General features: G+C 32.8%; 30 protein-coding genes. 10 read left to right on the forward strand and 20 right to left on the reverse strand.

What is annotated here, in order from left to right:
- Positions 1-27 precede the first annotated feature (27 nt).
- From hemB to hemA, 7 genes are all read right to left on the reverse strand, one after another.
- A complete protein-coding gene (hemB, locus tag Q0870_RS12180) occupies positions 28-1020 on the reverse strand; it encodes a porphobilinogen synthase (RefSeq protein ID WP_298555790.1) in 993 nt (330 codons plus the stop codon).
- A gap of 26 nt (positions 1021-1046) precedes the next feature.
- Positions 1047-1955, reverse strand: coding sequence for an oxygen-dependent coproporphyrinogen oxidase (gene hemF / locus Q0870_RS12185; protein ID WP_298555889.1), 909 nt, complete (start codon positions 1953-1955; stop codon positions 1047-1049).
- A gap of 687 nt (positions 1956-2642) precedes the next feature.
- On the reverse strand, positions 2643-3185 hold the full coding sequence (locus Q0870_RS12195) for a GNAT family N-acetyltransferase (protein WP_298555791.1): 543 nt from the start codon (positions 3183-3185) through the stop codon (positions 2643-2645).
- Positions 3175-3933, reverse strand: coding sequence for an EI24 domain-containing protein (locus Q0870_RS12200; RefSeq protein ID WP_298555792.1), 759 nt, complete (start codon positions 3931-3933; stop codon positions 3175-3177). Before Q0870_RS12200 ends, Q0870_RS12195 begins: the two co-directional genes overlap by 11 nt.
- A gap of 171 nt (positions 3934-4104) precedes the next feature.
- Positions 4105-5133 carry a uroporphyrinogen decarboxylase gene (gene hemE / locus Q0870_RS12205; RefSeq protein ID WP_298555793.1) on the reverse strand — a complete coding sequence of 343 codons (1029 nt, stop codon included), beginning with the start codon at positions 5131-5133 and terminating at the stop codon, positions 4105-4107.
- Between the two features lie 146 nt (positions 5134-5279).
- Positions 5280-6854, reverse strand: coding sequence for a hydroxymethylbilane synthase (gene hemC, locus Q0870_RS12210; RefSeq protein ID WP_298555794.1), 1575 nt, complete (start codon positions 6852-6854; stop codon positions 5280-5282).
- Positions 6847-8112, reverse strand: a complete 1266-nt coding sequence (hemA, locus tag Q0870_RS12215) for a glutamyl-tRNA reductase (RefSeq protein WP_298555795.1) — start codon at positions 8110-8112, stop codon at positions 6847-6849. Before hemA ends, hemC begins: the two co-directional genes overlap by 8 nt.
- A 188-nt stretch (positions 8113-8300) precedes the next feature.
- Here hemA and Q0870_RS12220 point away from each other — a divergent pair, with 188 nt between their 5' ends.
- The 6 genes from Q0870_RS12220 to Q0870_RS12245 all read left to right on the forward strand — a co-directional run bounded on the left by Q0870_RS12220 (position 8301) and on the right by Q0870_RS12245 (position 13617).
- Positions 8301-9200, forward strand: coding sequence for an AraC family transcriptional regulator (locus Q0870_RS12220; RefSeq protein ID WP_298555796.1), 900 nt, complete (start codon positions 8301-8303; stop codon positions 9198-9200).
- A 50-nt stretch (positions 9201-9250) separates the two neighbouring features.
- Complete coding sequence (locus Q0870_RS12225; protein ID WP_298555797.1) at positions 9251-9400, forward strand: hypothetical protein; 150 nt, start codon at positions 9251-9253, stop codon at positions 9398-9400.
- A 105-nt stretch (positions 9401-9505) separates the two neighbouring features.
- On the forward strand, positions 9506-10546 hold the full coding sequence (hemH, locus tag Q0870_RS12230; protein WP_298555798.1) for a ferrochelatase: 1041 nt from the start codon (positions 9506-9508) through the stop codon (positions 10544-10546).
- A 21-nt stretch (positions 10547-10567) separates the two neighbouring features.
- Positions 10568-11113, forward strand: a complete 546-nt coding sequence (locus Q0870_RS12235) for a CopD family protein (protein WP_298555799.1) — start codon at positions 10568-10570, stop codon at positions 11111-11113.
- A gap of 179 nt (positions 11114-11292) precedes the next feature.
- The gene (locus Q0870_RS12240) at positions 11293-12777 is read left to right on the forward strand and encodes an ATP-binding protein (RefSeq protein WP_298340542.1); all 1485 of its coding nucleotides are present in this window, start codon (positions 11293-11295) and stop codon (positions 12775-12777) included.
- A 57-nt stretch (positions 12778-12834) separates the two neighbouring features.
- Positions 12835-13617, forward strand: coding sequence for an enoyl-CoA hydratase-related protein (locus Q0870_RS12245; RefSeq protein WP_298555800.1), 783 nt, complete (start codon positions 12835-12837; stop codon positions 13615-13617).
- 148 nt (positions 13618-13765) lie between these two features.
- Here Q0870_RS12245 and Q0870_RS12250 read toward each other — a convergent pair whose 3' ends face one another.
- The 4 genes from Q0870_RS12250 to Q0870_RS12265 form a co-directional block, all read right to left on the reverse strand.
- Positions 13766-14140, reverse strand: coding sequence for a nuclear transport factor 2 family protein (locus Q0870_RS12250; RefSeq protein ID WP_298555801.1), 375 nt, complete (start codon positions 14138-14140; stop codon positions 13766-13768).
- Between the two features lie 4 nt (positions 14141-14144).
- A complete protein-coding gene (locus Q0870_RS12255; RefSeq protein ID WP_298555802.1) occupies positions 14145-14339 on the reverse strand; it encodes a 4-oxalocrotonate tautomerase family protein in 195 nt (64 codons plus the stop codon).
- A gap of 44 nt (positions 14340-14383) precedes the next feature.
- Positions 14384-14791: a DoxX family protein gene (locus tag Q0870_RS12260; RefSeq protein WP_298555803.1), complete on the reverse strand. Its 408-nt coding sequence runs from the start codon at positions 14789-14791 to the stop codon at positions 14384-14386.
- A gap of 116 nt (positions 14792-14907) precedes the next feature.
- Positions 14908-15471: a Crp/Fnr family transcriptional regulator gene (locus Q0870_RS12265; protein WP_298555804.1), complete on the reverse strand. Its 564-nt coding sequence runs from the start codon at positions 15469-15471 to the stop codon at positions 14908-14910.
- 190 nt (positions 15472-15661) lie between these two features.
- Between Q0870_RS12265 and Q0870_RS12270 the strand changes: the two genes are divergently transcribed.
- Entirely contained in the window at positions 15662-16735 is a 1074-nt protein-coding gene (locus Q0870_RS12270; RefSeq protein WP_298555805.1) for a PA0069 family radical SAM protein, read from the forward strand.
- 61 nt (positions 16736-16796) lie between these two features.
- On the opposite strand, the gene Q0870_RS12275 is transcribed toward Q0870_RS12270, so the two are convergent.
- Together Q0870_RS12275 and Q0870_RS12280 are read right to left on the reverse strand one after the other, a co-directional pair.
- Complete coding sequence (locus Q0870_RS12275; RefSeq protein WP_298555806.1) at positions 16797-17405, reverse strand: hypothetical protein; 609 nt, start codon at positions 17403-17405, stop codon at positions 16797-16799.
- A gap of 303 nt (positions 17406-17708) precedes the next feature.
- Entirely contained in the window at positions 17709-18305 is a 597-nt protein-coding gene (locus tag Q0870_RS12280; protein WP_298555807.1) for a hypothetical protein, read from the reverse strand.
- A 200-nt stretch (positions 18306-18505) separates the two neighbouring features.
- Between Q0870_RS12280 and Q0870_RS12285 the strand changes: the two genes are divergently transcribed.
- Positions 18506-19381 (forward strand): helix-turn-helix transcriptional regulator, encoded by an 876-nt coding sequence (locus Q0870_RS12285; RefSeq protein ID WP_298555808.1) that lies wholly within the window; start codon positions 18506-18508, stop codon positions 19379-19381.
- Between the two features lie 13 nt (positions 19382-19394).
- Here the strand turns inward: Q0870_RS12285 and Q0870_RS12290 are convergent, their stop codons facing one another.
- From Q0870_RS12290 to Q0870_RS12315, 6 genes are all read right to left on the reverse strand, one after another.
- On the reverse strand, positions 19395-20057 hold the full coding sequence (locus Q0870_RS12290) for an HD domain-containing protein (RefSeq protein WP_298555809.1): 663 nt from the start codon (positions 20055-20057) through the stop codon (positions 19395-19397).
- A gap of 6 nt (positions 20058-20063) precedes the next feature.
- A complete protein-coding gene (locus tag Q0870_RS12295; RefSeq protein ID WP_298555810.1) occupies positions 20064-20402 on the reverse strand; it encodes a n-acetylglutamate synthase in 339 nt (112 codons plus the stop codon).
- 20 nt (positions 20403-20422) lie between these two features.
- Positions 20423-21424: an acyl-ACP desaturase gene (locus tag Q0870_RS12300; protein WP_298555811.1), complete on the reverse strand. Its 1002-nt coding sequence runs from the start codon at positions 21422-21424 to the stop codon at positions 20423-20425.
- A gap of 12 nt (positions 21425-21436) precedes the next feature.
- Positions 21437-22174, reverse strand: a complete 738-nt coding sequence (locus Q0870_RS12305; protein ID WP_298555812.1) for a lysophospholipid acyltransferase family protein — start codon at positions 22172-22174, stop codon at positions 21437-21439.
- Between the two features lie 163 nt (positions 22175-22337).
- Complete coding sequence (locus Q0870_RS12310; RefSeq protein ID WP_298555813.1) at positions 22338-22748, reverse strand: BrxA/BrxB family bacilliredoxin; 411 nt, start codon at positions 22746-22748, stop codon at positions 22338-22340.
- A 350-nt stretch (positions 22749-23098) separates the two neighbouring features.
- Positions 23099-23470: a hypothetical protein gene (locus Q0870_RS12315; protein WP_298555814.1), complete on the reverse strand. Its 372-nt coding sequence runs from the start codon at positions 23468-23470 to the stop codon at positions 23099-23101.
- A 109-nt stretch (positions 23471-23579) separates the two neighbouring features.
- Between Q0870_RS12315 and Q0870_RS12320 the strand changes: the two genes are divergently transcribed.
- Together Q0870_RS12320 and Q0870_RS12325 are read left to right on the forward strand one after the other, a co-directional pair.
- Entirely contained in the window at positions 23580-24356 is a 777-nt protein-coding gene (locus Q0870_RS12320) for a TerB family tellurite resistance protein (protein WP_298555815.1), read from the forward strand.
- A 66-nt stretch (positions 24357-24422) separates the two neighbouring features.
- Positions 24423-24875 carry a DUF1569 domain-containing protein gene (locus Q0870_RS12325; RefSeq protein WP_298555816.1) on the forward strand — a complete coding sequence of 151 codons (453 nt, stop codon included), beginning with the start codon at positions 24423-24425 and terminating at the stop codon, positions 24873-24875.
- Here the strand turns inward: Q0870_RS12325 and Q0870_RS12330 are convergent.
- Positions 24872-25906 carry an LD-carboxypeptidase gene (locus Q0870_RS12330; RefSeq protein ID WP_298555817.1) on the reverse strand — a complete coding sequence of 345 codons (1035 nt, stop codon included), beginning with the start codon at positions 25904-25906 and terminating at the stop codon, positions 24872-24874. The two genes, Q0870_RS12325 and Q0870_RS12330, sit on opposite strands and share 4 nt — an antisense overlap.
- Between the last annotated feature and the right edge of the window lie 48 nt (positions 25907-25954).

Consider the following 25954-nt stretch of genomic DNA (forward strand, 5'->3'; position numbering starts at 1 on the left):
CTTATGCTTATTTCAATTGATGATTTTTTATCCATTTAAAATCTTAACAACATCCTTTGCAAAGTAACTGGCAATAATATCGGCTCCGGCGCGCTTAAAGGCCATTGTGGTTTCGAGCATCACTTGGTCGTGGTCTAGCCAACCTTTTTCAGCAGCGGCTTTTATCATAGCATATTCTCCCGAAACTTGATATACAGCCACAGGAACATCAACTTCGTTTTTAATCTCTCTAAGGATATCTAAATAAGAAATACCTGGTTTTACCATAACAATATCGGCGCCTTCATCAATATCCATTTCGGTTTCTCGAATGGCTTCAAAACGATTCCCATAATCCATTTGATATGTTTTTTTGTCCTTTGGAATATCTTTCAAATCTACGGGAGCAGAATCTAAAGCGTCACGGAAAGGCCCATAAAATGCGGAAGCATATTTTGCAGAATAACTCATAATACCCGTATTTATAAAGCCCTCATCTTCTAAAGCTTCACGAATGGTTAAAATACGTCCGTCCATCATATCACTTGGTGCCACAAAATCGGCTCCAGCTTCAGCGTGAGAAACACTCATTTCTGCTAAAAACTCAGAAGTGTCATCATTAACTATTTGCCCGTTTTCAATAATACCATCATGTCCGTATGCAGAATATGGGTCAAGTGCAACATCTGTAATAACTAGCATATCCGGACATGCATTTTTAACTGTTTTTATAGCCCGTTGCATCAATCCATTTGGATTTAATGCTTCTTTTCCTGCATTGTCTTTTAAGTTATCTGGTACTTTTACAAAAAGTAAAACCGATTTTAAACCAAGTTTCCAAAGTTCTTTGACTTCGCCCTCTAGGAAATCTAAACTATAACGAAAGTAATTTGGCATTGATGGGATTTCGTCTTTTACGCCTTTGCCTTCTACCACAAAAAGCGGTACTAAAAAATCGTTTGGTGTTATAACTGTTTCTCGGACTAATGAGCGGATGGCTTCATTCGTTCTTAATCTTCGGTTTCTTTTTAATGGGAACATAGTAAAATGTTTATTCGTTGATGCGTTTATTTGTTTATCCAATCAATTGGATTTTTCAATACTTCGATTAATTTTTCTTCTTCGCTTCCAGCTTCTGGATGATGGTCGTAAACCCATTGTACATGTGGTGGTAAACTCATTAAAATACTTTCAATACGTCCGTTGGTTTTTAATCCAAACAGCGTGCCTTTATCGTGTACTAAATTAAATTCCACATAGCGTCCGCGACGTATTTCTTGCCAATTACGTTGTGCCTTTGTATATGATAAATCTTTTCGCTTTTCAACTATGGGTGCATAAGCTTCAAGAAAACTATCGCCAACTTCAGTTACAAAGTTATACCAATTTTCCATAGTCATATCGTCTGAAGCTTTACAATAATCGAAAAATAAACCACCTAATCCTCTGCCTTCATTTCGGTGAGCGTTGTAAAAGTATTCATCGCAACGTGCTTTATATTTTGGATAAAATTCTGAATTATGCTTGTCGCAAGCCGTTTTGCAGGTTTGATGAAAATGTTTTGCGTCTTCTTCAAACAGGTAGTAAGGTGTTAAGTCTTGTCCACCACCAAACCAGCTGTCAATAATATCACCAGCTTCATTATACATTTCAAAATAACGCCAGTTGGCGTGTACGGTTGGCACCATTGGATTTTTTGGATGCAGTACTAAGCTTAATCCACAAGCAAAAAAATCAACATCGCCCACTTTAAAATAGGCTTGCATGGATTTTGGTAGTTTACCATGGACTCCAGAAATATTTACACCACCTTTTTCAAAGACGTTACCATTTTCAATAACGCGTGTGCGTCCGCCACCCCCTTCAGGACGTTTCCAAATATCTTCTTGGAATGTTGCTTTGCCATCAATCGTTTCCAGTTTTGACGTGATACGGTCTTGTAAATTTTCTATGTATTGGTAGAATTTGTCTTTCATTGATTGATTGTCTTTCAAACCTACAAGGTCTTTGAGACCTTGCAGGTTAAGTGAAGAATTAGAGTTTTCGGGACCTGAAAGGTTTTCAAAACCTTGTAGGTCTTCTTTATGTGCGTATTTAAAATTATCAATATCTTCAAATAAGCTTAAGATATATTCTTTTTCTTTAGTTAAAGTGTTTTCTAAATAAGAATGAAAAGAAGTGAATTCGTAGTGTTCAAAATTTTTAACTAATCCATGATTTTCGGGGTTTTTATGAACGTAGATAATTAAATTTTTCAGGTAATTCTCATCTTGTATTTTTTTTCTTTTGAAGTGTTTTTCAAAGAGGCTTCCAGTTCTATTTTGTTGTTTATTATAAGCTTTAGCGTAAGCATTAAAGAGATTTGAAAATGATTGCGTTGCTAATGATTCTTCCGAAATAATTTTTACAACTAGATGAAAATGATTGTTCATCAAACAATATGCAATAATATCAACTTTATTATTTAAATGTTCTTCAATCAATTTTAAGAAATAAAACATATTATCTTCATTCTGAAAAATAATATCGCTATTAATTCCTCGATTAAAAATATGATAATAATGATTTTTTTCTAATATTTCGAGTTTCATTTTAATCTTTTGATTTAGACCTACAAGGTTTTTAAAACCTCGCAGGTCTTATTAAGCTTATAGGTTAAATATTTACTCAATCTCTTTATACAATTCGTACAGCTCCATGTTTAGAGGCGCTTCTCCTGGAGGTGTAAACTCATTTTTTAGTGTTTTTATCCAAGTAAAATTATTGTTTTCGGCAACTTTAAGACTTCCTATATTCTTTTTATGAGAAATGATTTGAAGTGTTTCTATGCCTAAATTTTCAAAAGCATAGTCTGATAATAGTTTTACAGCTTCCGTTGTTAAGCCCTTGCCTTCAAAATTATAATCAATACAATAGGCAAACTCTCCCCGTTTCTTACCCCAATCTAGCGCTTTAATATAGACTAAGCCAATTATTTTATGGCTTTCGTTTTGTTTTAGAGTGAACAAAAATTCTTCTTTAGAGTCGAATCGCTTTACCTTCTTTTCAACAAAAATCTTTGATAAATCTGGTGTTAAATTCTGCTCTAATGTTTTTGGAAAATAGCGTTTTAATCGGTCTTCATTAGCTACTGCAAAGTTGCAAATAGACCATCCGTCTTTTGGATGTATAGGTGAAATATAATATGCCCCTAAATTAAGCTGCATTTACAGGATTAGTTTTTTGTTGAAGTGCCTCGACAGTTCGCGTTGAAGCAGCCGTTACCGATAAAGGTAGCACTAAAATTACACCTATTATTGGGATAAATAAAAAGAGAATAAAAACAATGCCATTCCCAATAGCTAAACCTCGATTTTTTCTAACAAACTGAACACTTTCTTTGTATTGAAAATGACGTTCTAAAGTGTAATCCATATTACCAAAACCAGCGTAATAGGCTTGTAACAAAAAGAGTAATATGGTTGAAAATATATTGATTACTGGTATGAATTTTAAAAGTAGAATAGGAATAGTTATAAGTAATTCCATGAATAGGTTTCTTCCGTTAATTTTTATACCACGTACAAGTTGTTGCATGAAGGTGGTATTTCTATGTGAATGTGCTGGATTACCTGTAAAATGAGCTTCAATTTTTTCTGAAACGGGACTCATAAATGGTGCAGATAATGCCATTATTATATGTTTGAAAAGGATGAGCCCGATAACAACAACAATTAATCCGCCAATGAAATTGCTAATAGAAGCAAAAGTCTCATGTCCCCAATCCCAAATCCAAATTTTTGAAATGAAATGACCTATATTATCTGATAAACCATAGGCTGAACCAAAAACCGCTATTGCTGTTATGAAGCTTATAAGCATAGGAATAGCAAAGTATTTCCAGAGTTTTAGTTTTGATATTAAACTGAAAGCACCGAAGTATGCTTTAATTCCTGAAATGATGTTTTTAATCATGACGCTAGTTTTGCGTTAGGGATTGAGGCATTTGTTGAAGCTCTTTTTGTGTTGTTGCACCTATGCAACACAAAAAAGCGACTGCCGAAAGCCCGACCTACTTTTTTATAACGATAAGTAGATTTTTAAAACCTAATGTTACATAAAAAAGTGGGTAACGCCCATAATATTTTAATTTCCGTATTCCTTAACGGCATCAATAAATGCCTTAGCATTATCCAAACCAATGTTTGGTAAAATACCATGACCAAGGTTTACGATGTATTTGTCTTTACCAAACTCATTAATCATTTGATGTACCATTTTTTTGATTTCTGATGGTGGTGAAAATAGGCGTGTTGGGTCGAAATTACCTTGAAGCGTGATATTGCCACCAGTTAAATAACGGGCGTTTCTGGCAGAACATGTCCAATCTACACCTAAGGCACTTGCACCAGATTTAGCCATCTCGCCAAGCGCAAACCAACAACCTTTTCCGAAAGCAATTACAGGCGCATCGTCTTTTAGAGCGTCGATGATTTGCTGAATATATTGCCATGAAAATTCTTGATAATCAACCGGAGATAGCATGCCTCCCCAAGAATCGAAAACTTGAACAGCGTTACAACCTGCTTTTACTTTTTCTTTAAGATAAGCAATAGTTGTATCTGTAATTTTCTGTAATAATTGGTGTGCCGCAATAGGGTTTGTAAAGCAAAATTCTTTGGCTTTATCGAAATTTTTACTGCCTTGTCCTTGTACACAATAGCATAAAATGGTCCATGGCGAACCTGCGAAACCAATTAATGGAATTTCATTATTTAGCTTTTCTTTCGTGGCTTTTATGGCTTGGTATACATAATCTAATTCTACAGTTACGTCTGGTACAATTACATTATCTACATCTTTTTGAGAGCGTATAGGGTTTGGTAAATATGGACCGAAGTTAGGTTTCATTTGCACTTCGATATTCATGGCCTGCGGAATAACCAAAATATCGCTAAACAAAATTGCAGCATCCATACCATATCTTCGGATAGGTTGCACAGTAATTTCGCTAGCTAGTTCTGGAGTTTGACAACGGGTAAAGAAATCGTACTTTGCCTTTATTTCCATGAATTCTGGAAGGTAACGCCCTGCTTGACGCATCATCCATACTGGTGGACGGTCTACAGTTTCTCCTTTTAATGCTCTTAAAAATAAATCGTTCTTAATGCTCATATTCTTTGTTTCGACCTGCAAGGTTTTAAAAACCTTGCAGGTCTTTTTCTGTTACTTTTTTAATACCTACAAGGTTTTTAAAACCTTGCAGGAGAGAACTTAATGACATTGTTATCAGCTGAAAAAAGAATTCAGGATGACAACAACTAAACATAATACTCATTAACCAACTCAATCACACTCTCAACAGTAGGTACTTTCGCAACCCGAACATCTTTAAAATGTTTCCTAGCTTCTTTTGCAGTAGTTTCTCCAATACAAAAAGCGATTACTTCTCCTTTATTGCTGTGTACAAAACTTTCAACGGTTGAAGGACTATAAAACATAGCACTTTCTACAGAATCATCTACTTTATAACCATCATATTTAGTTTCGTATGCCTCAACTTCGTTGACTTTTATATTGTTTTCGGCTAAAATTGTTGGTAAAGCATCTAATCGGATATCACTACAGAAATAAGTGACTTCGGTACCTTCAATATAATCTACTAAATACTCAGCTAGTTTTTTAGCGTTCTTTTCGGTGTGTTTTACCTTACCTATTTTGTTTTCTACTAATCGTTTGGTTCTTCTGCCAACGCAGTAGATGTTTTTAAACTGTAATTCTATGGCTGAATAGTTTGTAGTTAATGATTCCACAGCATTTTTGCTGGTAATAACTACATTTTGGATTTCATTTTTTAATAAACGCGGATGGATTCTGTTCAAACTTATTTTAATAAAGTCTTCACTTTCAGCAACCACCTTTTCATGAAATAATAAACGCTGGTCATCAGTAAAACGCTTTGTAGAAAACACATTCGTTTTCTTATCAGAATTTTTAATCTTATCCATTAAACGTTTACCACCACGTTCAATAACAAAATCGGCACAAAATTGCGCCATATCGCTATGTTCTCCTAGTTTTTTAACGCGTGTTACATCAATTCTTTTAGTACCATCTTCACTTAATAAAACGCCTTTAAAATTGATTTCCTCGTCTTTAATATAAGCTAAAGCACCGATAGGTGCAGTACACCCGCCTTCTAATTTGTTTAGGAATTCACGTTCAATAGTCGTGCAAATTTCAGTCTCTTCATGGTTTAATTCGGCGCAAGCTTCTTTTACGAAGTCGTCTTCATCAAGAGCGGTAATCATAATAGCACCTTGTGCAGGCGCAGGAATCATCCAATCTAGATTAATAGCTTCTTCTGGTCTGATACCAATTCTGCCAATACCAGCAGCTGCAAAAATAGCACCGTTCCAATCGTTATCTTCTAACTTCTGTAAACGCGAATTTACATTACCACGTAAATCGGTAATGGTATGTGTTGGAAAACGGTTTAGCCATTGTGCTCTTCGGCGTAAGCTACCTGTTGCGATTACAGCTTCTTTAGCACCTAAAAACTCTTCGTTATTTTTAAAAACAAGCGTGTCATTTACATTTCCACGTTTTAAAACTGCCGCTTGTACAATACCTTTTGGTAAAATAGTAGGAACATCTTTTAAAGAATGTACCGCAATATCGATATCATGATTTAACATCGCAATATCTAAAGTGCGGGTAAAAATACCTGTAATACCTAGCTCGTAAAGAGGTTTATCAAGTACTAAATCGCCTGTAGATTTTACAGGTACAAGTTCTGTTTTATGACCAGCTTCCTCGAGTAATTTTTTTACTATGTTGGCTTGCCATAGTGCTAATTCACTATCGCGTGTGCCAATTCTAATGGTTTTAGACATTGGATTTTTGTGGTTCTTCTAATTGGAAAACTTTTTTGATAAGTTCCAGACTATCATCTGTAGAAATAGCATCATCTTTTAAATGATGTGCAAAATGATTGGTGATTTTTTGAATAATTTTATTACTGATTATTTCTGCTTGGTCTTCGTTGAAATCACTTAATTTTTTTCGTTGCGTATCTAATTCAGCCGCAGCAAAATCAGATAATTTATGTTTAAGCGCTTTTATAGTTGGAGCAAATTTCCTAGTTTCTAGCCAACTGTTAAATTCTGCTTTAATTTCTTCTATAATCGCTTCCGCGGAAGGAATATGTGATTTACGAGCTTCTAAAGTTTCATCAGTAATTTTCGATAAATGGTCCAAATGCACCAATGATACATTATCTAATTCCTGAACGTTTTCATTTACATTTTTTGGAATAGATAAATCTAAAATTAAAAGGGGCTTTTTAGTTTGAATGATATGCTTATCAATCGTTGGGCGTTGTGCTCCTGTTGCTACTATGAGTATATCAGATTCACTAACCTCTTCTTGTAAATTCGAATAATCCTTAACTACTAAATTGAACTTTCCGGCAATGCGTTCAGCTTTATCTTTTGTTCTATTAATTAGAGTAATATGCTCGTTTTTGGTATGTTTTACTAGGTTTTCGCAAGTATTTCTGCCAATTTTTCCTGTGCCAAAGAGCAAAATATTCTTATTAGTTACATCTTCAATGTTCTTAAAAATGTATTGAACAGAAGCAAATGATACAGATGTTGCTCCTGAAGAAATATCAGTTTCAGTTTTAATTCGTTTACTTGCTTGTATAACGGCATTTACTAAACGCTCCGTAAAATGATTTAGTAATTCGTATTTTCTAGAAAGTTTTGTACTTGTTTTTAGCTGACTTATAATCTCGAAATCTCCAAGAATTTGACTATCTAAACCAGAGCCAACTCGAAACATATGCGAAATAGCATCTTTATTTTTATAAACATATGCAACATCTTGAAACTCTTCAACAGTCCCTCGTGTGTTATCACAAAGTAATTTGATAAGTTGGAACGGATGTTGTGCAAAACCGTAGATTTCGGTTCTGTTGCAAGTAGAAGTAACTACTAAACTTTCAATCTCATTTTCTTTCGCTTGGTTTAGTAAAGTTAGTTTAGACGCTTCATCCAAACTAAAACGCCCTCTTATATCTGCATCGGCTTTTTTGTAACTAAGACCGATAGCATAGAAAGAACTGCTTTTACTAATGTTGTATTTTTGCATTGCTATACCTGAAAATGTGTAGCAAAAGTATATGTAAGGTTTATAAAAAAATAACGCTAAAAGAACTTTTAGTATCGTTTGTGGTTTTTTAAGGTTGTTTTTTCTTAAAACATGATAAATGTCATATTTTTGTAGTGAATTAGGGTAATTTGGTTACTTTAATTTAGAACGAATCTAAATAAAACAGTATGAATTCAGAATTTAACATCAAAAAAAGTATCGCTAAAAGGTCTTTTGAGGAAACTCAGGTTGAAGATGGCTTTTTAATTTTAATGTATAAAAATGATGAAAGTGTAACTCAAAATGTTGCAAAAGAAATAGATAGCACATTCTTGCAATTTCATTTTTGCGTTAAAGGAGCTACTAAGTTTGTGTTTAATCAGGGTAGATATGCTCTTGATATTCATGAAGAAAATTCATTATTATTATATAATCCACAACGAGAATTACCAATAGACCTTCAGGTAGAACCCAATTCATGGATAGTTTCGGTATTAATTTCTATTAAAAAGTTTCACGGTTTGTTTTCACAAGAAGCCGATTATATTACATTTTTAAGTGAAGATAACAGAGATAAAAAATATTATAAAGATGGTGCTATTTCGCCTTCCATGGCCATTGTATTAAATCAATTGATAAATTTTAGTTTAAATTCATCAATAAAACAACTGTATTTTAAAGGAAAAGCATACGAATTAATGAGCTTATATTTTAATAGAAGTGAAGATGCAGATGTTGAGCAATGCCCATTTTTAGTTGACGAAACCAATGTAATTAAAATCAGGAAAGCCAAAGATATCATTGTATCTAGAATGGCAGAACCACCAAGTTTACAAGAACTAGCTGATGAAATTGGATTGAGTCTTAAAAAACTTAAAGAAGGCTTCAAACAAATTTATGGCGATTCGGTATTTAGCTTCTTATTTGATTACAAGATGGAAGTTGCTCGAAAATTGTTAGAAGCCGGAAACGATAATGTAAATGAAGTTGGACATAAAGTAGGGTACAGTACATCTAGCCATTTTATTGCTGCTTTTAAAAAGAAATATGGTACAACGCCCAAAAAATATGTGATGTCACTGAATTAAAGCCATGTAAGTTTTTTTTATTATTTTTGACTAACCCCAAAACAAATAATATGAAATACTTAACCCCAGAAATCGAAGCTTTATCTAAACACCTAGTAATAGGAAAATCGTTAGCAAGGACTAATGTGTCTTGTGGCATTTTTCAAGATTGTAATCCAGCTGAAGAGCGCGCAAAAATTACTTTAAAATCATCTGATTAATAAGAATATATAAACATCTAGAGTCGTTTTTTATTATTTCTATCGTATTTTTGTAGTATCATTTTTAATTTAAAATTATTAATGATACTACGATTAAAAAAGAATATGAAAAAAGGAATCTTATTAGTTAATCTTGGCTCACCAGATAGTCCAAATCCCAAAGACGTAAAAAAGTATTTAGGCGAATTTTTAATGGATGAACGTGTTATTGACGTTCCACTTTGGGCAAGAACATTGCTTGTAAAAGGTATCATTTTAAATACACGCCCAAAGGCATCTGCCAAAGCATACCAAAAAATTTGGTGGGATGAAGGCTCTCCATTAATAGTGCTTTCAGAAAGGCTTCAAGAGAAAGTACAAGAAAAACTAGAATTCCCCGTGGCTCTTGCAATGCGATATGGTAGTATGACGCTTAAAAAAGGGCTTCAAGAACTTGTTGATAAAGGTTGTACGGAAATTAAAACCATACCGCTATATCCACAATTTGCAATGGCTACTACTGAGACTATTGATGTAAAAGTAGACGAACTAGTTGCACAGTATTTTCCACAAGTAAAGATTACCCGAACGCCCGCATTTTACGAGCGTAAAGATTATATAAACGTCCTTTCAAAGAGTATAGCAGAAACACTAGAAGGTTTAGATTACGAACATATTTTATTTAGCTATCATGGTGTGCCCGAACGTCATATTCGCAAAAGCGATGTTACAAACGGCAACTGTAAAATGGACGGCAAATGCTGCTTTAAAAAAGGAAGTGAACAACACGAGTTTTGTTACCGCCACCAATGCGAAATCACTACCGTAAACGTAGCCAAGGCATTAGGTTTAAAAAACGGTACTTACTCTACAACATTTCAATCAAGACTAGGTTTCGATCCATGGTTACAACCGTATACAGATAGAACCATAGAGCGTATGGGTAAAGAAGGTATCAAAAAAATGGCTATTGTTACCCCAGCCTTTGTTAGCGATTGTTTAGAAACCTTAGAAGAAATTGCTATGGAAGGCGAAGAGATTTTCCACGAAGTAGGCGGAAAAGAATTTACGGTAATTCCATGCCTAAACGACAGAGAAGACTTCGCACAAGTTATTGCTAATATAGTAAAGGAATGGACTAGCGTAGAAAAACCATTAACCGTTTAAATTCAGCATAAAAATAAGGCCATGACATATTTTTACCTAAAAGCATTTCATCTTATTTTTGTTATCACATGGTTTGCAGGCTTATTTTACATTCCCAGGTTATTTGTATATCAAATAGAAGCCTTTCACAAACCCTCACCCGATAAAGAAATCTTAGGCAAACAATTAAAACTCATGGCAAAACGTCTCTGGTTTATCATCACATGGCCATCAGCAATACTAGCATTAATTTTCGGCTTAAGTTTATTTTACATCAATCCTACATTATTTTATATGCCATGGATGCAAGTAAAATTAGGCTTCATCATATTATTATTCATCTATCACCTAAAAACACATCATTACTACAAACAATTACAAAACGATGTAGTAAAAAAAACCTCCAGTTTCATGCGTATCTGGAACGAGGGCGCCACATTCATACTCTTCGCCGTTATATTTTTGGTTATCCTTAAAAGTGCTATAAACTGGATATGGGGCGTTATAGGTATTTTTGTTTTAGGCATCCTAATCATGCTTGGGTTCAAACTCTATAAGAATTTTAGAGATAAAAATCCAGACGCTTAAAACTTTGGGCGTTACCCACAAGGGGTCGGGCTTTTCGTTGCAATCTTTTTATTCGTGCCTCACAAAAAGGATTTCCACTACAATCCCTAACGCATCTATCCGCTAGCTGCAGTTTTTTAAATCACCTTGTAGTGTCTTTGGTTTGATTATTGCTATATTTATTGAATCATAATTTCTGAATGAAACTAAAAAAACTTGCTTTACGTACCCGTATCTTTTTAGCCATGATATTGTTGGTGCTACTAGCATCTGTACTTATTTCGGCAGTTGCCATTTATCAATACAAAGAACAAAGTCAAGATTACCACAAAGGGCGTTTAGTACGTAAAGAAGGTAGTATACAAACCCAATTAAAACGGTACTTAAATGGTAGACAAAACACTTGGGAAATTAAAACAGAAAATATCCCCTTAATTTATAAAGAAGAAATTTATAACGTTGCCGATATTCATAAACTTCAAATTAATTTATACGATTTAGATGGCGGACTCCTAATATCATCTAAAGCCGGATTGCAAAATGAAAATGCAGATAAATGTATTGATGCAGAAATTATGAATGCATTAACCCAAAACGTAGAGTTCGATAAATCATCAGAAATAGCACAACATAGACATGTGCATATTCATAAAGAAAACGGAGAAACCTTTCAGTCTTCTTACACTTATATTACAGATAATAAATCCAAACCTTTGGCTATATTAAATATACCATATCTTGAAAAAGATGATTTTTTAACTAAAGAGCTTCAAGAGTTTTTAAAACGTATAGGTTTTGCATTTATGTTGGTGTTGTTAACCGCAATAGTAATAGCCTTTTTGCTTTCTAAATACATCACCAAATCATTAAAAACTATTAGTGATAAAATAAATACTACCAGACTAGAAAGGCGTAACGAAAAAATCAATGTTGATGATACTAGCGAAGAAATTTCAGCCCTAGTAAATTCATATAATAGCATGATTGATGAGCTTGAAGAAAGTGCTGTACAATTAGCAAGAAGCGAGCGCGAACAAGCATGGAGAGAAATGGCAAAACAAGTGGCACATGAGATTAAAAACCCACTTACACCAATGCGTTTAACGGTTCAAAATTTCCAGCGTAAGTTTAATCCAGAGGACGAAAACATCCATTCTAAGGTTGATGAATACAGTAAAACTTTAATTCAGCAAATAGACACCATGAGTTCTATAGCCTCTGCGTTTTCAAACTTTGCAAAAATGCCAGCGCAACAAAATGAAACCCTTAATGTTGTAAAAATTGTAAAACTAGCTTTAGATATCTTTAATGAAGATTACATTGTTTTTACTTCAGATTCAGAAGAAATAATAGCTAAATTTGATAGAACACAACTTATTCGTGTAGTAACTAACTTGGTAAAAAACGCTATTCAAGCTATACCAGATAATCAAACACCAAAAGTTGTTATTAATGTTAGCGAAGATAATGGCAATATTGTTATTACCGTTGCAGATAATGGATCTGGTGTTTCGGAAGAAAATAAAGACAAGGTTTTCGAGCCTAAATTCACTACCAAAACAAGTGGTATGGGTCTTGGTTTAGCTATGGTAAAAAACATTGTAGAAACCTATAAAGGGAATATATCCTTTGTTTCAGAAAAAGATAAAGGCACAACGTTTAAAGTTGCTTTTCCCAAAGAATAAACCATAAATTAATATCACCTTGAGCCAAGTTGAAAGGTTTTATAATAAAGTATAAAAATGTCATACAACAATATCATTTCAGAAGAACATAATGGTATCACAACCATAACTATTAATCGTCCAAAAAAGTTAAATGCATTAAATTTAGAAACTATTAAAGAGTTGCATGATGCCTTTGATGATGCTAATCAAGATAGAAATACTAAAGTTATCATTGTAACAGGTAGCGGAGAAAAAGCATTTGTAGCTGGAGCAGATATAAGCGAATTTGCCAATTTTGATGTAAATGAGGGAAAACAATTGGCAGCAAAAGGACAAGAACTATTATTCAATTTTATTGAAAATCTATCTAAACCAGTAATAGCAGCAGTAAATGGTTTTGCTTTGGGCGGAGGTTTAGAATTAGCTATGTCTTGCCATTTTAGAGTTGCCAGCGATAATGCAAAACTTGGGTTGCCTGAAGTGTCTTTAGGTGTTATTCCAGGATATGGAGGTACACAACGATTACCCCAATTAGTTGGTAAAGGACGCGCTATGGAACTAATTATGACAGCAGGTATGATTGATGCTAACCAAGCTTTAAATTATGGTTTAGTAAATCATGTAACTACTCAAGAAGAATTAATACCACTTTGCGAAAAAATAGCTTTTAAAATTTCAAGAAACTCATCAGTAGCCATTAGTGCTGCTATTAGAGCTATAAATGCCAATTTTAAAGATGGCGTTAATGGTTTTCAAACAGAAATAAAGGAGTTTGGAAATTGTTTTGGAACTGAAGATTTTGAAGAAGGCACCACTGCTTTTTTAGAAAAGCGAAAGGCTGATTTTCCTGGGAGGTAAATTATAGGTTTGTTTAACATGTGTATATAACTTGCTTTAATTAAGTTGTTTATAAAGTATAAACTGAATAAAAATTTGCAATATTTTTCAGAAATAGGTGAGAACAAGCCATTAATTATGCACGTTTTGGCAACTGTTATTTACTCTATTAGTCATTATCTATATGAGTAAATATTTTATTAACAATTTTCCATTCGTCATTTATTTTAAAAAGCGACAAATAGTCATAATAGTTATAACCTAACATTGGAACATGCAACTTTGCCATAGCAATTTTACCAAGTATATCTATTCCAATGATTGACATTTTTAGAGCTTCTCCTAAATCATTTGGGCTTTTTCTAACTTTAACGATCTCTATATATTCGTTGACAGTTTTGGAATATTCACTTGTATTTATATCCCCATAAACAAACGCATTTTCGTTAAAACAAGTTTCAAGTTTTAATGTGTCTCCATAAAAAATTCCTTCAAAGTAATTATTTATCAAATTTTCGATTTCTTTTATGTCGTCTAGGTACATTTGATTATTTTTTATTTCCTAAAAATTGTTTTCTATTAAATCCCCAATTTTCAATTGGGATTTCATCTATTATTACGTGAGTTGTTTCAGGTTTTTTATTTAAAATGTTCATCAACAATTCTGTAGCACCTTCAATTAATAGTTTTTTTTGTTCGTTTGTTACATTTGTGTCAGTAACTTTTATGTTAATGTAAGGCATAATTTTTATTTGTTTTAATTTTTAAATAGTTGATTTTTTGAAGATTAATCCCATTTTGAAGTTGTTGATACGGCATACTTTCCAGCTCCAATTAAAAATATTACTATAGCTCCAAATAGATATAAGCCTTGTAATTCAATTCCCCAACCACCAAATGGATTCAAAGTAAAAATTTCGGTTGAATGTGCCATTAAAATAGCTATTAGTATATTAAAGGCTAAAACTAAACTTGCTACTCTTGCTCTCAAACCAATAATTATTAGTATTGGTGCAATTATTTCACCTATAAAAACCAAGTATGCAACAAATTCTGGAATTTCTATACTATTGAGTAAATTTTTGATAAATAAATAATCAGAAGTTAAGTTTGCAATACCGTGTAATAGAATAAGTGTTCCAATACTAATTCTTTGTATTAGTAACCCAGTGTCTTTGTTTTTAATGTTATTCATATCATTTAATTTTTTAAAAGTTGTATGATACAAAAGTCAAAAACTAACAAGACAGACCACAGGACAATTGTCACTAAAAATTTGTGCTAAATATCACACGCTGAAGTCATTAATTTTTACGAATTTAATCGGCTTAAGGTTTCTCTACTGACCCCTAAATATGAAGCTATTAATTTTTTGGGTACTCTTTGAAAAAGTTTTGGATATTGTTCGAGAAGCAAGTCATACCGCTCTTTTGAAGAGTTTTTTAATAAAGATAAGATTCTATTTTGAAGTGCTATTCTGCCAAACTTACTTTTCTTTGCCCAAAAGCGTTCCATTTTGTGCATTTCCTTAGTGAGTTTTTCTCTATTTTCAAATGTTATGTAAAGAAGTTCGCAATCTTCAATACAATCAATATTGATTTTAGATTTTGATTGTTTTACGAATGATTCATAATCGGTAATCCACCAATTTTCCATTCCGAACTGTAAAATATGTTCTTTTCCACTTTCTTCAAAAAAATAGCTTTTTAAACAACCTTTTACTATCCAATATTCTTTATCAGCAATTTCCCCTTTCTGTAATAAATATTGATGTTTGCGTTTCTTTATCGTTTCAAAATGGCTTAAAATAAATTTAAACTCTTCGTCTGTTAACTTAATTATTTCTTCTATATGTTGTTTTAGAGGATGTTTCATTTTATTTGTTGCCAATTAGCGGATATGAAAACTTTTTAATGTTTTACATTTAGTGTTAAACGAAATTATCATTTTTTTCTGATAAAGTAAAGTTGTTAATAACCCACTTTCACTTTAACATTTTTCAATAAAAATAATAAGTAATTTTAAAGAGCTTCAATAATAGCATTCAACCTTTAATTTTACTAGTATGTCCCCAAAAAATGCCATAAAAGGACGTGGTGCGCAACTCAACGTCCCTAATCGTTTCTTCGAATTAAGTCATGAAATGCGTGATGATTTTCTTGAATATTGCCAAAAAGAAGGTGAGCAAGCTGATAAAAATAAAACACGTTATATAGAGGTGTTTCCTAAAACTATAGTTAATAAGGTAAAAAGTCCAGATGTAGGCATGGCATATTCAATGAATGCATACCAAGGTTGTGAGCATGGTTGTATTTATTGCTATGCAAGAAATACACATGAGTTTTGGGGTTATAGTGCAGGTTTAGACTTTGAGCGACGTATTTTAGTAAAAAAAGATGCGCCAAACTTATTAGAAGCTCATTTAAAAAAGAAAAGCTGGAAAGCACACCCAATTGTAATGTCTGGGAATACAGATTGTTATCAGCCAGCGGAACAGAAATACAGAATTACAAGACAATGTTTAGAGGTGTTTTTAAAATACAAGCATCCAGTTGGCATTATAACCAAAAATGCTTTAATATTGAGGGATTTAGAACTTTTAAAAGCCTTGGCTAAAGATAATTTAGTTGGAGTAAATGTGTCTATTACATCGTTATCAGAAGATACCAGGCGAATTTTAGAGCCTAGAACAGCAACTATAAAAAAACGTTTAGAAACTGTTAAAGTATTAAGCGAAAACGGAATTCCAGTAAATGTGATGCTTGCTCCAATTATTCCCTCTATAAACAGTCACGAAATTTTGCCATTAGCCAACGCAGCTTCAAATAGTGGAGCATTATCTATAGGTCATACTATAATAAGACTTAACGGAGCTATTGGCGAAATTTTTTCAGATTGGATTAAAAAAACTATGCCTGATAGAGCAGATAAAGTTTTACATCAAATTGAAAGTTGTCATGGTGGTACTATAAATGATTCTAGGTTTGGCACAAGAATGCGAGGTGAAGGTAAAATTGCAGAACAAATGAATAATTTAGTAAAATTGGCTAGGCAAAAATATTTCAAAAATAAAGTAAAGCCTATACTTAATTGTAACTTACATGAGTCTTATAAAAACGGACAATTGAAATTGTTTTAAATAAAAAGTGGGCTGCCACAGCCCACTTTTGTCAACATAACCTAAATAAGGTGTTTAGAATTTAATAAACAACTTTAGTGAATTTTTTACCTTCTGTAAAGAATATAATTTTGTAAGTCCCTAAATTCAAACCCTCTAACTTATATATTCTTTTAATAATTTTGGTGTTTTCAATCTTTTCAGATAAAACAAGTTCTGAATCATTAGAATCAAATCTTGTAAAATACACCTTAATTTTTAAGGGTTCTTTATTTAAGGCAAGTTTGGTGATATAAACAAAATCATCTTTAATTCTAGTGAAAGGCTTAAAGATTGTTTTTTCATTTTCTTTATCAAAAACAACTACCTTAGATGATACAGTAAAAGGGATAGAATTTACCTCTAAATCTTTGTCAAGCTCAAAAATATAATCACCATTAGGTAATGAGGTTAGATCAAAACCTTTATTATATGTTCCTGACTCTTGTATATATTCTTTAAACAAAATCATACCATTAATATCTTTAATAGATAATAGGTTTCCTTGCTTTACATTATATAAAGTAAGTGAGGTTCTTTCAGCATCATTTTTAATATTAAATAATGTAGCTTCATTTGCGAAACTTAACAAGGTAACAAACATTATTACCATTAAGATTCCTTTTTTGGAGTGTTTAAATACGTTTTTCATAATTTGTTTTTTATAACGTTTAACACTACAAATATATAGCACGAATAAAGTTTATAAAACATTGATATTGATGTATTTATGTGCTATTTTATCTGTTAATTTTACATCATTTTTAGGTTAAATAGTATATGCTGTTTTGTTTTTTTATATAGTTGAGAGCTAGTAAGTATAAAACGATATGAATTTAAGAAGTGAGACTTTAGTTTAGAAAGTTTTATTTTAAATAGGATATAAGAGAAAAAGAAAAGTGGGCTACCACAGCCCACTTTTATCAACTAAACTAAACTAAAATAAGACATTAAACTAATTATTAATGAATGTTGTATACTCTTTATTTTTAGAGTTTATTTCAATTTTATAATTTCCTTTTTCTAATTTGAATGCTTTTTCAATGACTTGAGCATTTTCTATAGTTTCCGAGTAACGAAGCTTAGCTTCCCCTTCGAATACTGCATATACATTAATTGTAGTAGCTTTTTTATTAAGGTCTAGCATGGTTAAGAATACTAAATTATCTACTTGCTTAATAAAAGGCTTAAAATAGGTAGATTCATCCTTTTTATTGAAAAACACTTTATTTGATTCAACACTAAAAGGAATCGTATTAATTTCTATATCTTTTTCAAGTTCAAAAACATATTTGCCATTGGGTAAAGCTGATAAATCAAATCCCTTTTTGTAAATTCCATTTACTTCAATCGATTCTTTGTAAAGAATAATGCCGTTGCTATCTTTTATTGTAAGTTGATTTCCAGCTTTTACATTTTTTAGTATTAAAGATGTGCTTTTTGCATTTCTTTTAATAATATTATCAGAATCTATTGAGAATCCAGAAACCGTAGCTAGTAGGGCTACCATTAAGATTCCTTTTTTAGTCATTTTCATTACGTTTTTCATCATTTGGGTTTTATAACGTTCAACGGTACAAAGGTATATGGGAAGTAACTCTCTGAAAACATCAATTTTGACTAATTTATGTGCTAAATTATCTGTTAACCAAGTGTTAACTTAATGTTAAGTTAATATAGCATATATTTAGGGTAATTAAATATATAATGTATGCATAATAAGTAGTATTTTTGCTGTAAATTAATTCTCTCATGATTAAAAAGAAACCTACTTTAGAGAAGCTTACCCCAAGTTTTGGAAGTTCTATACTCGTTAAGCAGCATATGGATAAGGCAGATAGGTTCAATGCTTTTTGGCATTTTCACCCAGAATTAGAACTTGTTTATGTTAATAAAGGACAGGGAAAAACGCATATAGGAAACCATCTTTCATACTTTAATAATAGTCAACTTATATTAATAGGTTCTAATTTACCACATAATGGGTTTGCTGATAGGCTAACGGCAAATGGCTCTGAAACCACCGTACAGTTTAAATCTGATTTTTTAGGAAACGATTTTGTGAATATTCCAGAAATGGTAAGTATTAGTGCATTATTTGAACTTGCTAAAAAAGGTATTCGTTTTCATGTTGAAGCTAAAGCTTATATAGGACCTAAGATTGATAAACTTTTAAAAAGTGAAGGATTTGATCGGATAATGCAATTATTAGAAATTCTAAATTATCTAGCTAAAACTGAAGATTATTCAATTTTAAATGCCGACGGGTATGCTTTTGAAACAGAGGCTCAGGATAGTGCTAAGGTCGCAGCTGTATTTAAATATGTAAACAAAAATTTTCAGAATCATATTGCTTTAGATGAAATAGCAGACGAGGTAAGTATGACTGTGCCTGCATTTTGTAGATACTTCAAGAAAGCTACAGGAAAAACATTTACTCAAATTGTTAATGAATATCGCGTGGTTCATGCTACCAAATTACTTTCTGAAGAAAGTGATATGAGTATTGCCGATGTTTGTTTTGAATGTGGCTTTAACAACTTCTCACATTTTAATAAAGTGTTTAACGATATAACGGGTAAGAGTGCTTCAATGTACAGAAAAGAAATTAAGCATATTATTCAGTAAAGTCTATTTTGGTTTATTTAATACCTTCCCATTCATTATAAAACTGATCTAAGAAATCTACCATGTAGTTGTGTCTTTGCATGGCAATTTGTTTTCCTGTTTTGGTATTCATTTTATCTTTAAGAAGCAATAATTTTTCATAGAAATGATTAATGGTAGGTGCTGTTGAGGCTTTATATTCGGCCTTAGTCATCTCAAGATTAGGTTTAATATCAGGATTATAGAGCGCTCTATTTTTAAAACCTCCATAATTAAAACAACGTGCTATACCAATGGCACCAATAGCATCAAGTCTATCTGCATCTTGAACGACATCTAGCTCGGGCGATTTAAATTTTTCAGTAGCATCAGTTGATAAACTAGATTTAAAAGAAATATGTGTAATAATATTAATCACATGCTCAATAATAGTAGAGTCAACATTCAATTTGAATAGAAACTCTCTCGCTATTTTTGGACCAATAGTTTCATCTCCATTATTAAACTTGCTGTCTGCTATATCGTGCAATAACGCTCCTAATGAAACTATAAACGTGTCGACAGGTTCATTTTTTGAGATGAGTAAGGAATTATTAAACACCCTTAGGGTGTGAAACCAATCGTGGCCACCTTCAGCATCTACTAAAGTATGTTTTACAAAATTTATGGTTTTATTAATTATATCCTCTGAAGTCATATTTTATTAAATTTCTTCCAGAACTGAAGTCCCTTTTGATTTATTACCAGAAGTCCATTTCCAGTTTTCGTAAAGCGTTATTTTTCCATCAGAATCAATTTTTGGCTTAGATATACAAGTGCCAGTCATTAATTCTCCATTGGTATTGATTTGATGATAACTCATATTAATTGTGCCATCTTCATCAACTAGCCCTATTAAATGACCTTCAATAATGCTTCCACCTTTGTAAGTTGAAGTTAATATATTCCCGTTCTGTTTATAATGAAAAATAGTATCAGAAGATGTTTCACTATTTTCTGTGCTTGAAATAAGCCTAAAACTTTTGTTATTGTAATTTATCAATGATTATAGGAAACTACATTTTATTTAATAATTGCAGGTTCAACCCATTTAAACTGAAATGAATTTTCTGGAATCTTCATACGTTCAGATAAGCGATACATTCTAGCAGGAAGTTTCATTAAATAATCTCTAGCTTTTTCAGCTTCATCATTTAATCCAGTAATACTTCCAATATCCCAACGCTCAATTAATTTTTGCAAAATATCAACATAATCCGTTGCTGTATATACACCAATTCGTTGTGCGGTATATGAAAACTCTTCAAATGCTGTGCCTATGGAGTTTCCAGATTCTCGTAAAAAATGAGCTGGCATTGTAATTTTTTGCTTCATCATATAATGAAAAGCCATCATCATTTGGCTTGGGTCTACTGTAAAAATACGTTCTACAAATTCTGAATAAGCATGGTGGTGACGCATCTCATCACCAGCAATAATTTTACACATTTTTGATAAACGCTTATTTCCTTTATCTTTTGCAAGTTTTGCCACACGATTATGAGAAATGTAAGTAGCTAATTCTTGAAAGCTTGTATATACAAAGTTTTTATAAGGGTCTCTATCAGTTCCAATATCAAAACCATCAGTAATGAGATGGTGTGTGGTTTTCTCAATTTCTTTCATGTTAACTCTGCCAGACAGGTATAAGTACTTATTTAGTACATCGCCATGTCTGTTTTCTTCACCAGTCCATTGGCGTACCCATTTTCCCCAGCCGTTTCCACCATTTTCAACTTGCTCTATACCTTCAACGTCCATTAACCACGATTCGTAAGTTGGTAAAGCTTCTTCAGTAATCATGTCGCCCACTAAAACTACCCAGAAATCATAAGGTAAATCTTTAGCAAGTTCTCTTATTTCTTTTACTTCCTCAAAAAAGTTAGCATCTGTAGTTTCAGAATCTGGTAAAAAATCTGAAGGTTGCCATATACTATCTATCGGAATGAGGTATTTTTCCATTAAGGCGTCAACGTCTTTTTCTAAAAACTTCATCACCTCTAATCTCTTATTCTTTAAAGACATCTTTTACTTTTTTTAATGTTCAATATGATTTTTTATAGTCGATTCAATACTATCGATAAGCTCCTGCTTATTTTCAAATATAGCTAATTCTATGGGTTTATGTACGGTAAATTTTAGATGATTACCTAAACCCATTGGAAATTTTCCGTAACGTAACATTTTCCATGAATTGTTAATGGTTACAGGAACTACCAATGCAGAAGGTGCTTTTTTAAATAAAATTTCTAACCCCTTTGTTTGAAACGATTTAGGTGTACCATCTTTACTTCTGGTGCCCTCAGGAAAAATAACAGCTGCATATTTGTTTTTTTCAATATACTCCCCAAATTTCATGAGCGCTGGTAAGGATTGTCTTGGATTTTTCCTGTCAATTAATGCTGCACCGCCATGACGTAAATTATAAGAAACACTTGGGATGCCTTTTCCTAATTCTATTTTGCTAATAAACTTTGGATGGTGTTTGCGCATATACCAAGTAAGCGGGTAAATGTCGTGTAAGCTTTGATGATTAGTAACAATTATAAGCGGACGATTAGTATCTATTTTATGCGGATTATCAAACGTAAAACGTGTGCCTAAAATATTAGCACAACGCATTAAACTAAACTGTAAAGCATAAACGCTTTTTTCATGCACTTTAGGTCCAAAAACGTTAAAACAAAACCATTGTATAGGATGAAACACAACTAATGTTAAGCCGAAAAAAATGTTGTATACCAACGATATTGGATAGGATAAGAGTTTTATCATATTTTCAAAATTAGTGCAATGAATATTAATAGCATAAAAAAACCACGAATTAATCGTGGTTTAAATTTTATTTGTCATTCTGAGCGAAGCGCGAGAATCTTTTTAATACTTGCTTCAATTAAAAAGATTGTTACCGTCATTCCTCCTTCATAATGACGAATTTCTAACAATGGTCATTGTAAGCATCAACAAGGTTCTCTGCAATTAACTCTGCAGGGCGCCCTTCAATGTGGTGACGCTCTAACATGTGCACCAATTCACCATCCTTAAATAACGCCATGCTTGGCGAACTTGGAGGAAATGGAACCATGTGCCCACGAGCCGCATCAACAGCCTCTCTGTCAACACCAGCAAAAACCGTTACTATATGGTCTGGTTTTTTGGCGTTTTGCAAACTCATTCTAGCACCTGGACGGGCATTGGCTGCCGCACAACCACAAACCGAATTTACCACAACAAGTGTTGTCCCTTCTTTTGCTAAAGCCACATCAACAGCTTCGGCAGTATGTAATTCTTCAAAGCCAACTTTGGTTAAATCCTCGCGCATTGGTTTTACTAATTCTGCTGGATACATATTTTAATTTTTTTATTTTATAATTAATATTTGTGCAAAGTTAATCAAAAATCGTGCAATTTCGTGAGACTACCTTTTTATAAGTTGTTTTTGCAATGCCTTAAAATGGTATAGTTGAACTAATCCCAATGTATATTAGGAATTCACAAATTATTGTTAATCTTTTTCTGGGTGTTCCCTTAAAACGCTTATGGCGTTATAAGGTCAGGCTATCTACTATATCTTTCTGCGAAGCAGTCTCGAACTTGCTTCGGGATCTTTCAATTAATAAGCCTATGCTTTACAGAAAAATATAAGTTCAAAACTTCGCATAAAGGATGCCGTTTCTATCCTTAACACAAAGTATAGTACTAATTTGGCTGAAGCATAATTTCAATAGCCTCAGGTATTACATGACATTCGTCGGCAGAAACCTTAATAGGTTCAGTAATATAATCCTTATAATTGGTCGCATTTATTGTTAAAATATAGGTGCCAGCGCGCTCTCCAGCTCCAACAAATGCATTTGAAGATTCAATACTCATTAAAGTTTCTTCATAATCTCCATCAGTAGCTTTAATAGTAATATTTTCAGTAATTACAGCATCAGTATTAGCATCTTTTACAGTAATGCTTAACCCATAAACAAATATATCTGTACAGAAAATATCATCACTAGTTTTACAAGAAAAGGTTGCTATAATTAAAACAGATAAAAAAGGAATTAAAAGTTTAGTTTTCATAATTTTTTTTAAAAAGATGCTATAAATTCAAATAGGTTGCGTAACAAAAGTCATAAATTTTCAACTAACAATAGTATATTTGGCAGATAATAAAAGATAATTACAATACATGAGTTTTTCAAAATGGATAGGTGCCTCAATAGGCTGGTCGTTCGGAGGTCCGATAGGAGCTATAATAGGTTTGGCTCTAGGAAGTGTTGTTGATGCAATGGCAGATGGAAAAGGTAGCCCGCTTTTAGGAGAACGACAAACTAAAGGCAGAAGAAGACCAACCTATAGAACACAACCCAGACAACGTCCGCAAACCCAATCTGGCGATTTTGAAGTGAGTTTACTCATTTTAGCATCAGTAGTTATTAAAGCTGATGGTAAACAAGACCAAAGTGAATTAGATTTTGTACGTCAGCAGTTTTTAAATATGTATGGTGCAGCGCGTGCAAATCATGCCTTTAAATTGTTTAAAAATATTAGCAAACAAAATGTATCGGTTCGTCCAGTGTGTTTGCAAATACGCCAAATGATGGATCACCCATCGCGTTTGCAACTCATGCACTTTTTGTTTGGTATTGCTAAAGCCGATGGTGTGGTGTCAGAAGATGAGGTAAAACAAATTTACACCATAGCAGGTTATTTAGGCATTAGCTCTAGGGATTACGAAAGTATAAAGGCCATGTTTTATAGCAGTAGTGATAATGCTTATAAGGTTTTAGAAATAACTAAAAGCGCTACGGTCGACGAGATTAAAAAAGCCTACCGAAAAATGGCTAAAAAATACCATCCAGATAAAGTGATTCACTTAGGAAAGGAACATCAAAAAGGTGCTGAAGAAAAGTTTAGACAAGTACAGGCGGCTTATGAGCAGATTCAGAAGGAACGTGGGTTTTAGGTTTTTAGAGTAAAAAATAAAATAATAAATTGCAGGCTATATACTTAACGCATCAATTTTAAAAACATGAAAAATATTTTCGACGCTAAAGAAACCGAAGCAGTAATTGATAGAATCAATAAACTTTCGCCTACAACTAGGCCATTGTGGGGAAGAATGAGTTCAGACCAAATGTTAGCACATTGCAATGTAACCTACGAAATGGCTTTTGAGAATAAGCATAAAAAACCAAATGGCTTTGCAAAATTTATGCTAAAACTATTTGTGAAAAATACGGTTGTAGGAGACAAACCTTATAAAAAGAACAGTAGAACTGCACCGCAATTTTTAATTACAAATGCCAAAAATTTTGTAGAAGAAAAAGCGAGATTAACAGACTATATAAAGAAAGCACAAGGTTTAGGTGAAAATCATTTTGATGGAAAAGAATCGCATTCGTTTGGAGAGCTAACAAAACAAGAATGGAATAACATGTTTTATAAACATTTAGACCATCATTTAACCCAGTTTGGGGTTTAGTTTTTAAAAACAATTGAAGACTTGTCTTTATCAACAGTTAATTGGGTAGTTCGTCCTAAAATTAATGTCCTATTATCAGGTTCATGTCCTGCAGGCATATTAAATGCAATAGGGAAGTTGTAATCTGCTAAAGCATCTAAAACAAGTTGTTCTATTGAAGTTCCCCAAAGTGTGGTGTTTTTTCTAAGTTTTGTCATATCACCAACAATTACCCCTTTACAATTGTCAAAATAACCAGCACGCTTTAAACTTTGTAACATACGGTCTATATGGTATTTATACTCGCCTATTTCTTCAATAAATAGTATTTTACCAGAAGTATCAATACTAGTTTTTGAACCTAGCATGGTATGAAGCATGGTTAAGTTACCGCCAACTAATTGCCCTGAGGCTGTTCCAGTTTTGTTATAGCTTGAGCCCTTTAAAGTGTAACTCAGAGGGTTTCCGAAAAGGGTATTTTTAAATGTTGAAATACTGGCTTCAATCTCAGATTCATCTTTAGGCAAACTCACGCACATCATAGCATGCAAGCTTTCTACACCTTCATTATGTATTTGATTGTGTATTGCTGTAATATCAGAATACCCAATAACCCATTTCGGGTTTTGCTTAAATTTTGAGAAATCTAAATTATCTAAAATTCTAACAGTACCATAGCCTCCTCTTGCACACCAAATAGCCTTAATTTTTGGGTTGTCTAAAGCGTTTTGAAAGTCTTCACAACGTTCATCATCGGTTCCCGCAAAATGATTTGCTTTATTAAATACGTACTTCCCAATAACTGAATGTAAGCCCCAATTTTTTAATAAGGCTTGGGCTTGTTGTACTTCACCAATTCTATTTTTTAAAATTCCTGAAGGCGCAACAATGGCAACTGTGTCGCCTGCTTTTAAGTATGGTGGTTGTTTCAAAGTATTGTTTTGTTTTTCGATAGCTGTATTTTGTGATGATGCTTTATTCATTCCAAAGGAAAAAGCAATACAGAATAAGCTAAAAATGAGTAGGTTTTTAGACATAATGTAAATGTACATTTTTTTTCTAAATCGCTCTCTAATTGATTACTTTTGTGGCTTTAAAAA

It is taken from the genome of uncultured Algibacter sp., from assembly GCF_947487575.1.
Lineage (GTDB): Bacteria > Bacteroidota > Bacteroidia > Flavobacteriales > Flavobacteriaceae > Algibacter_B.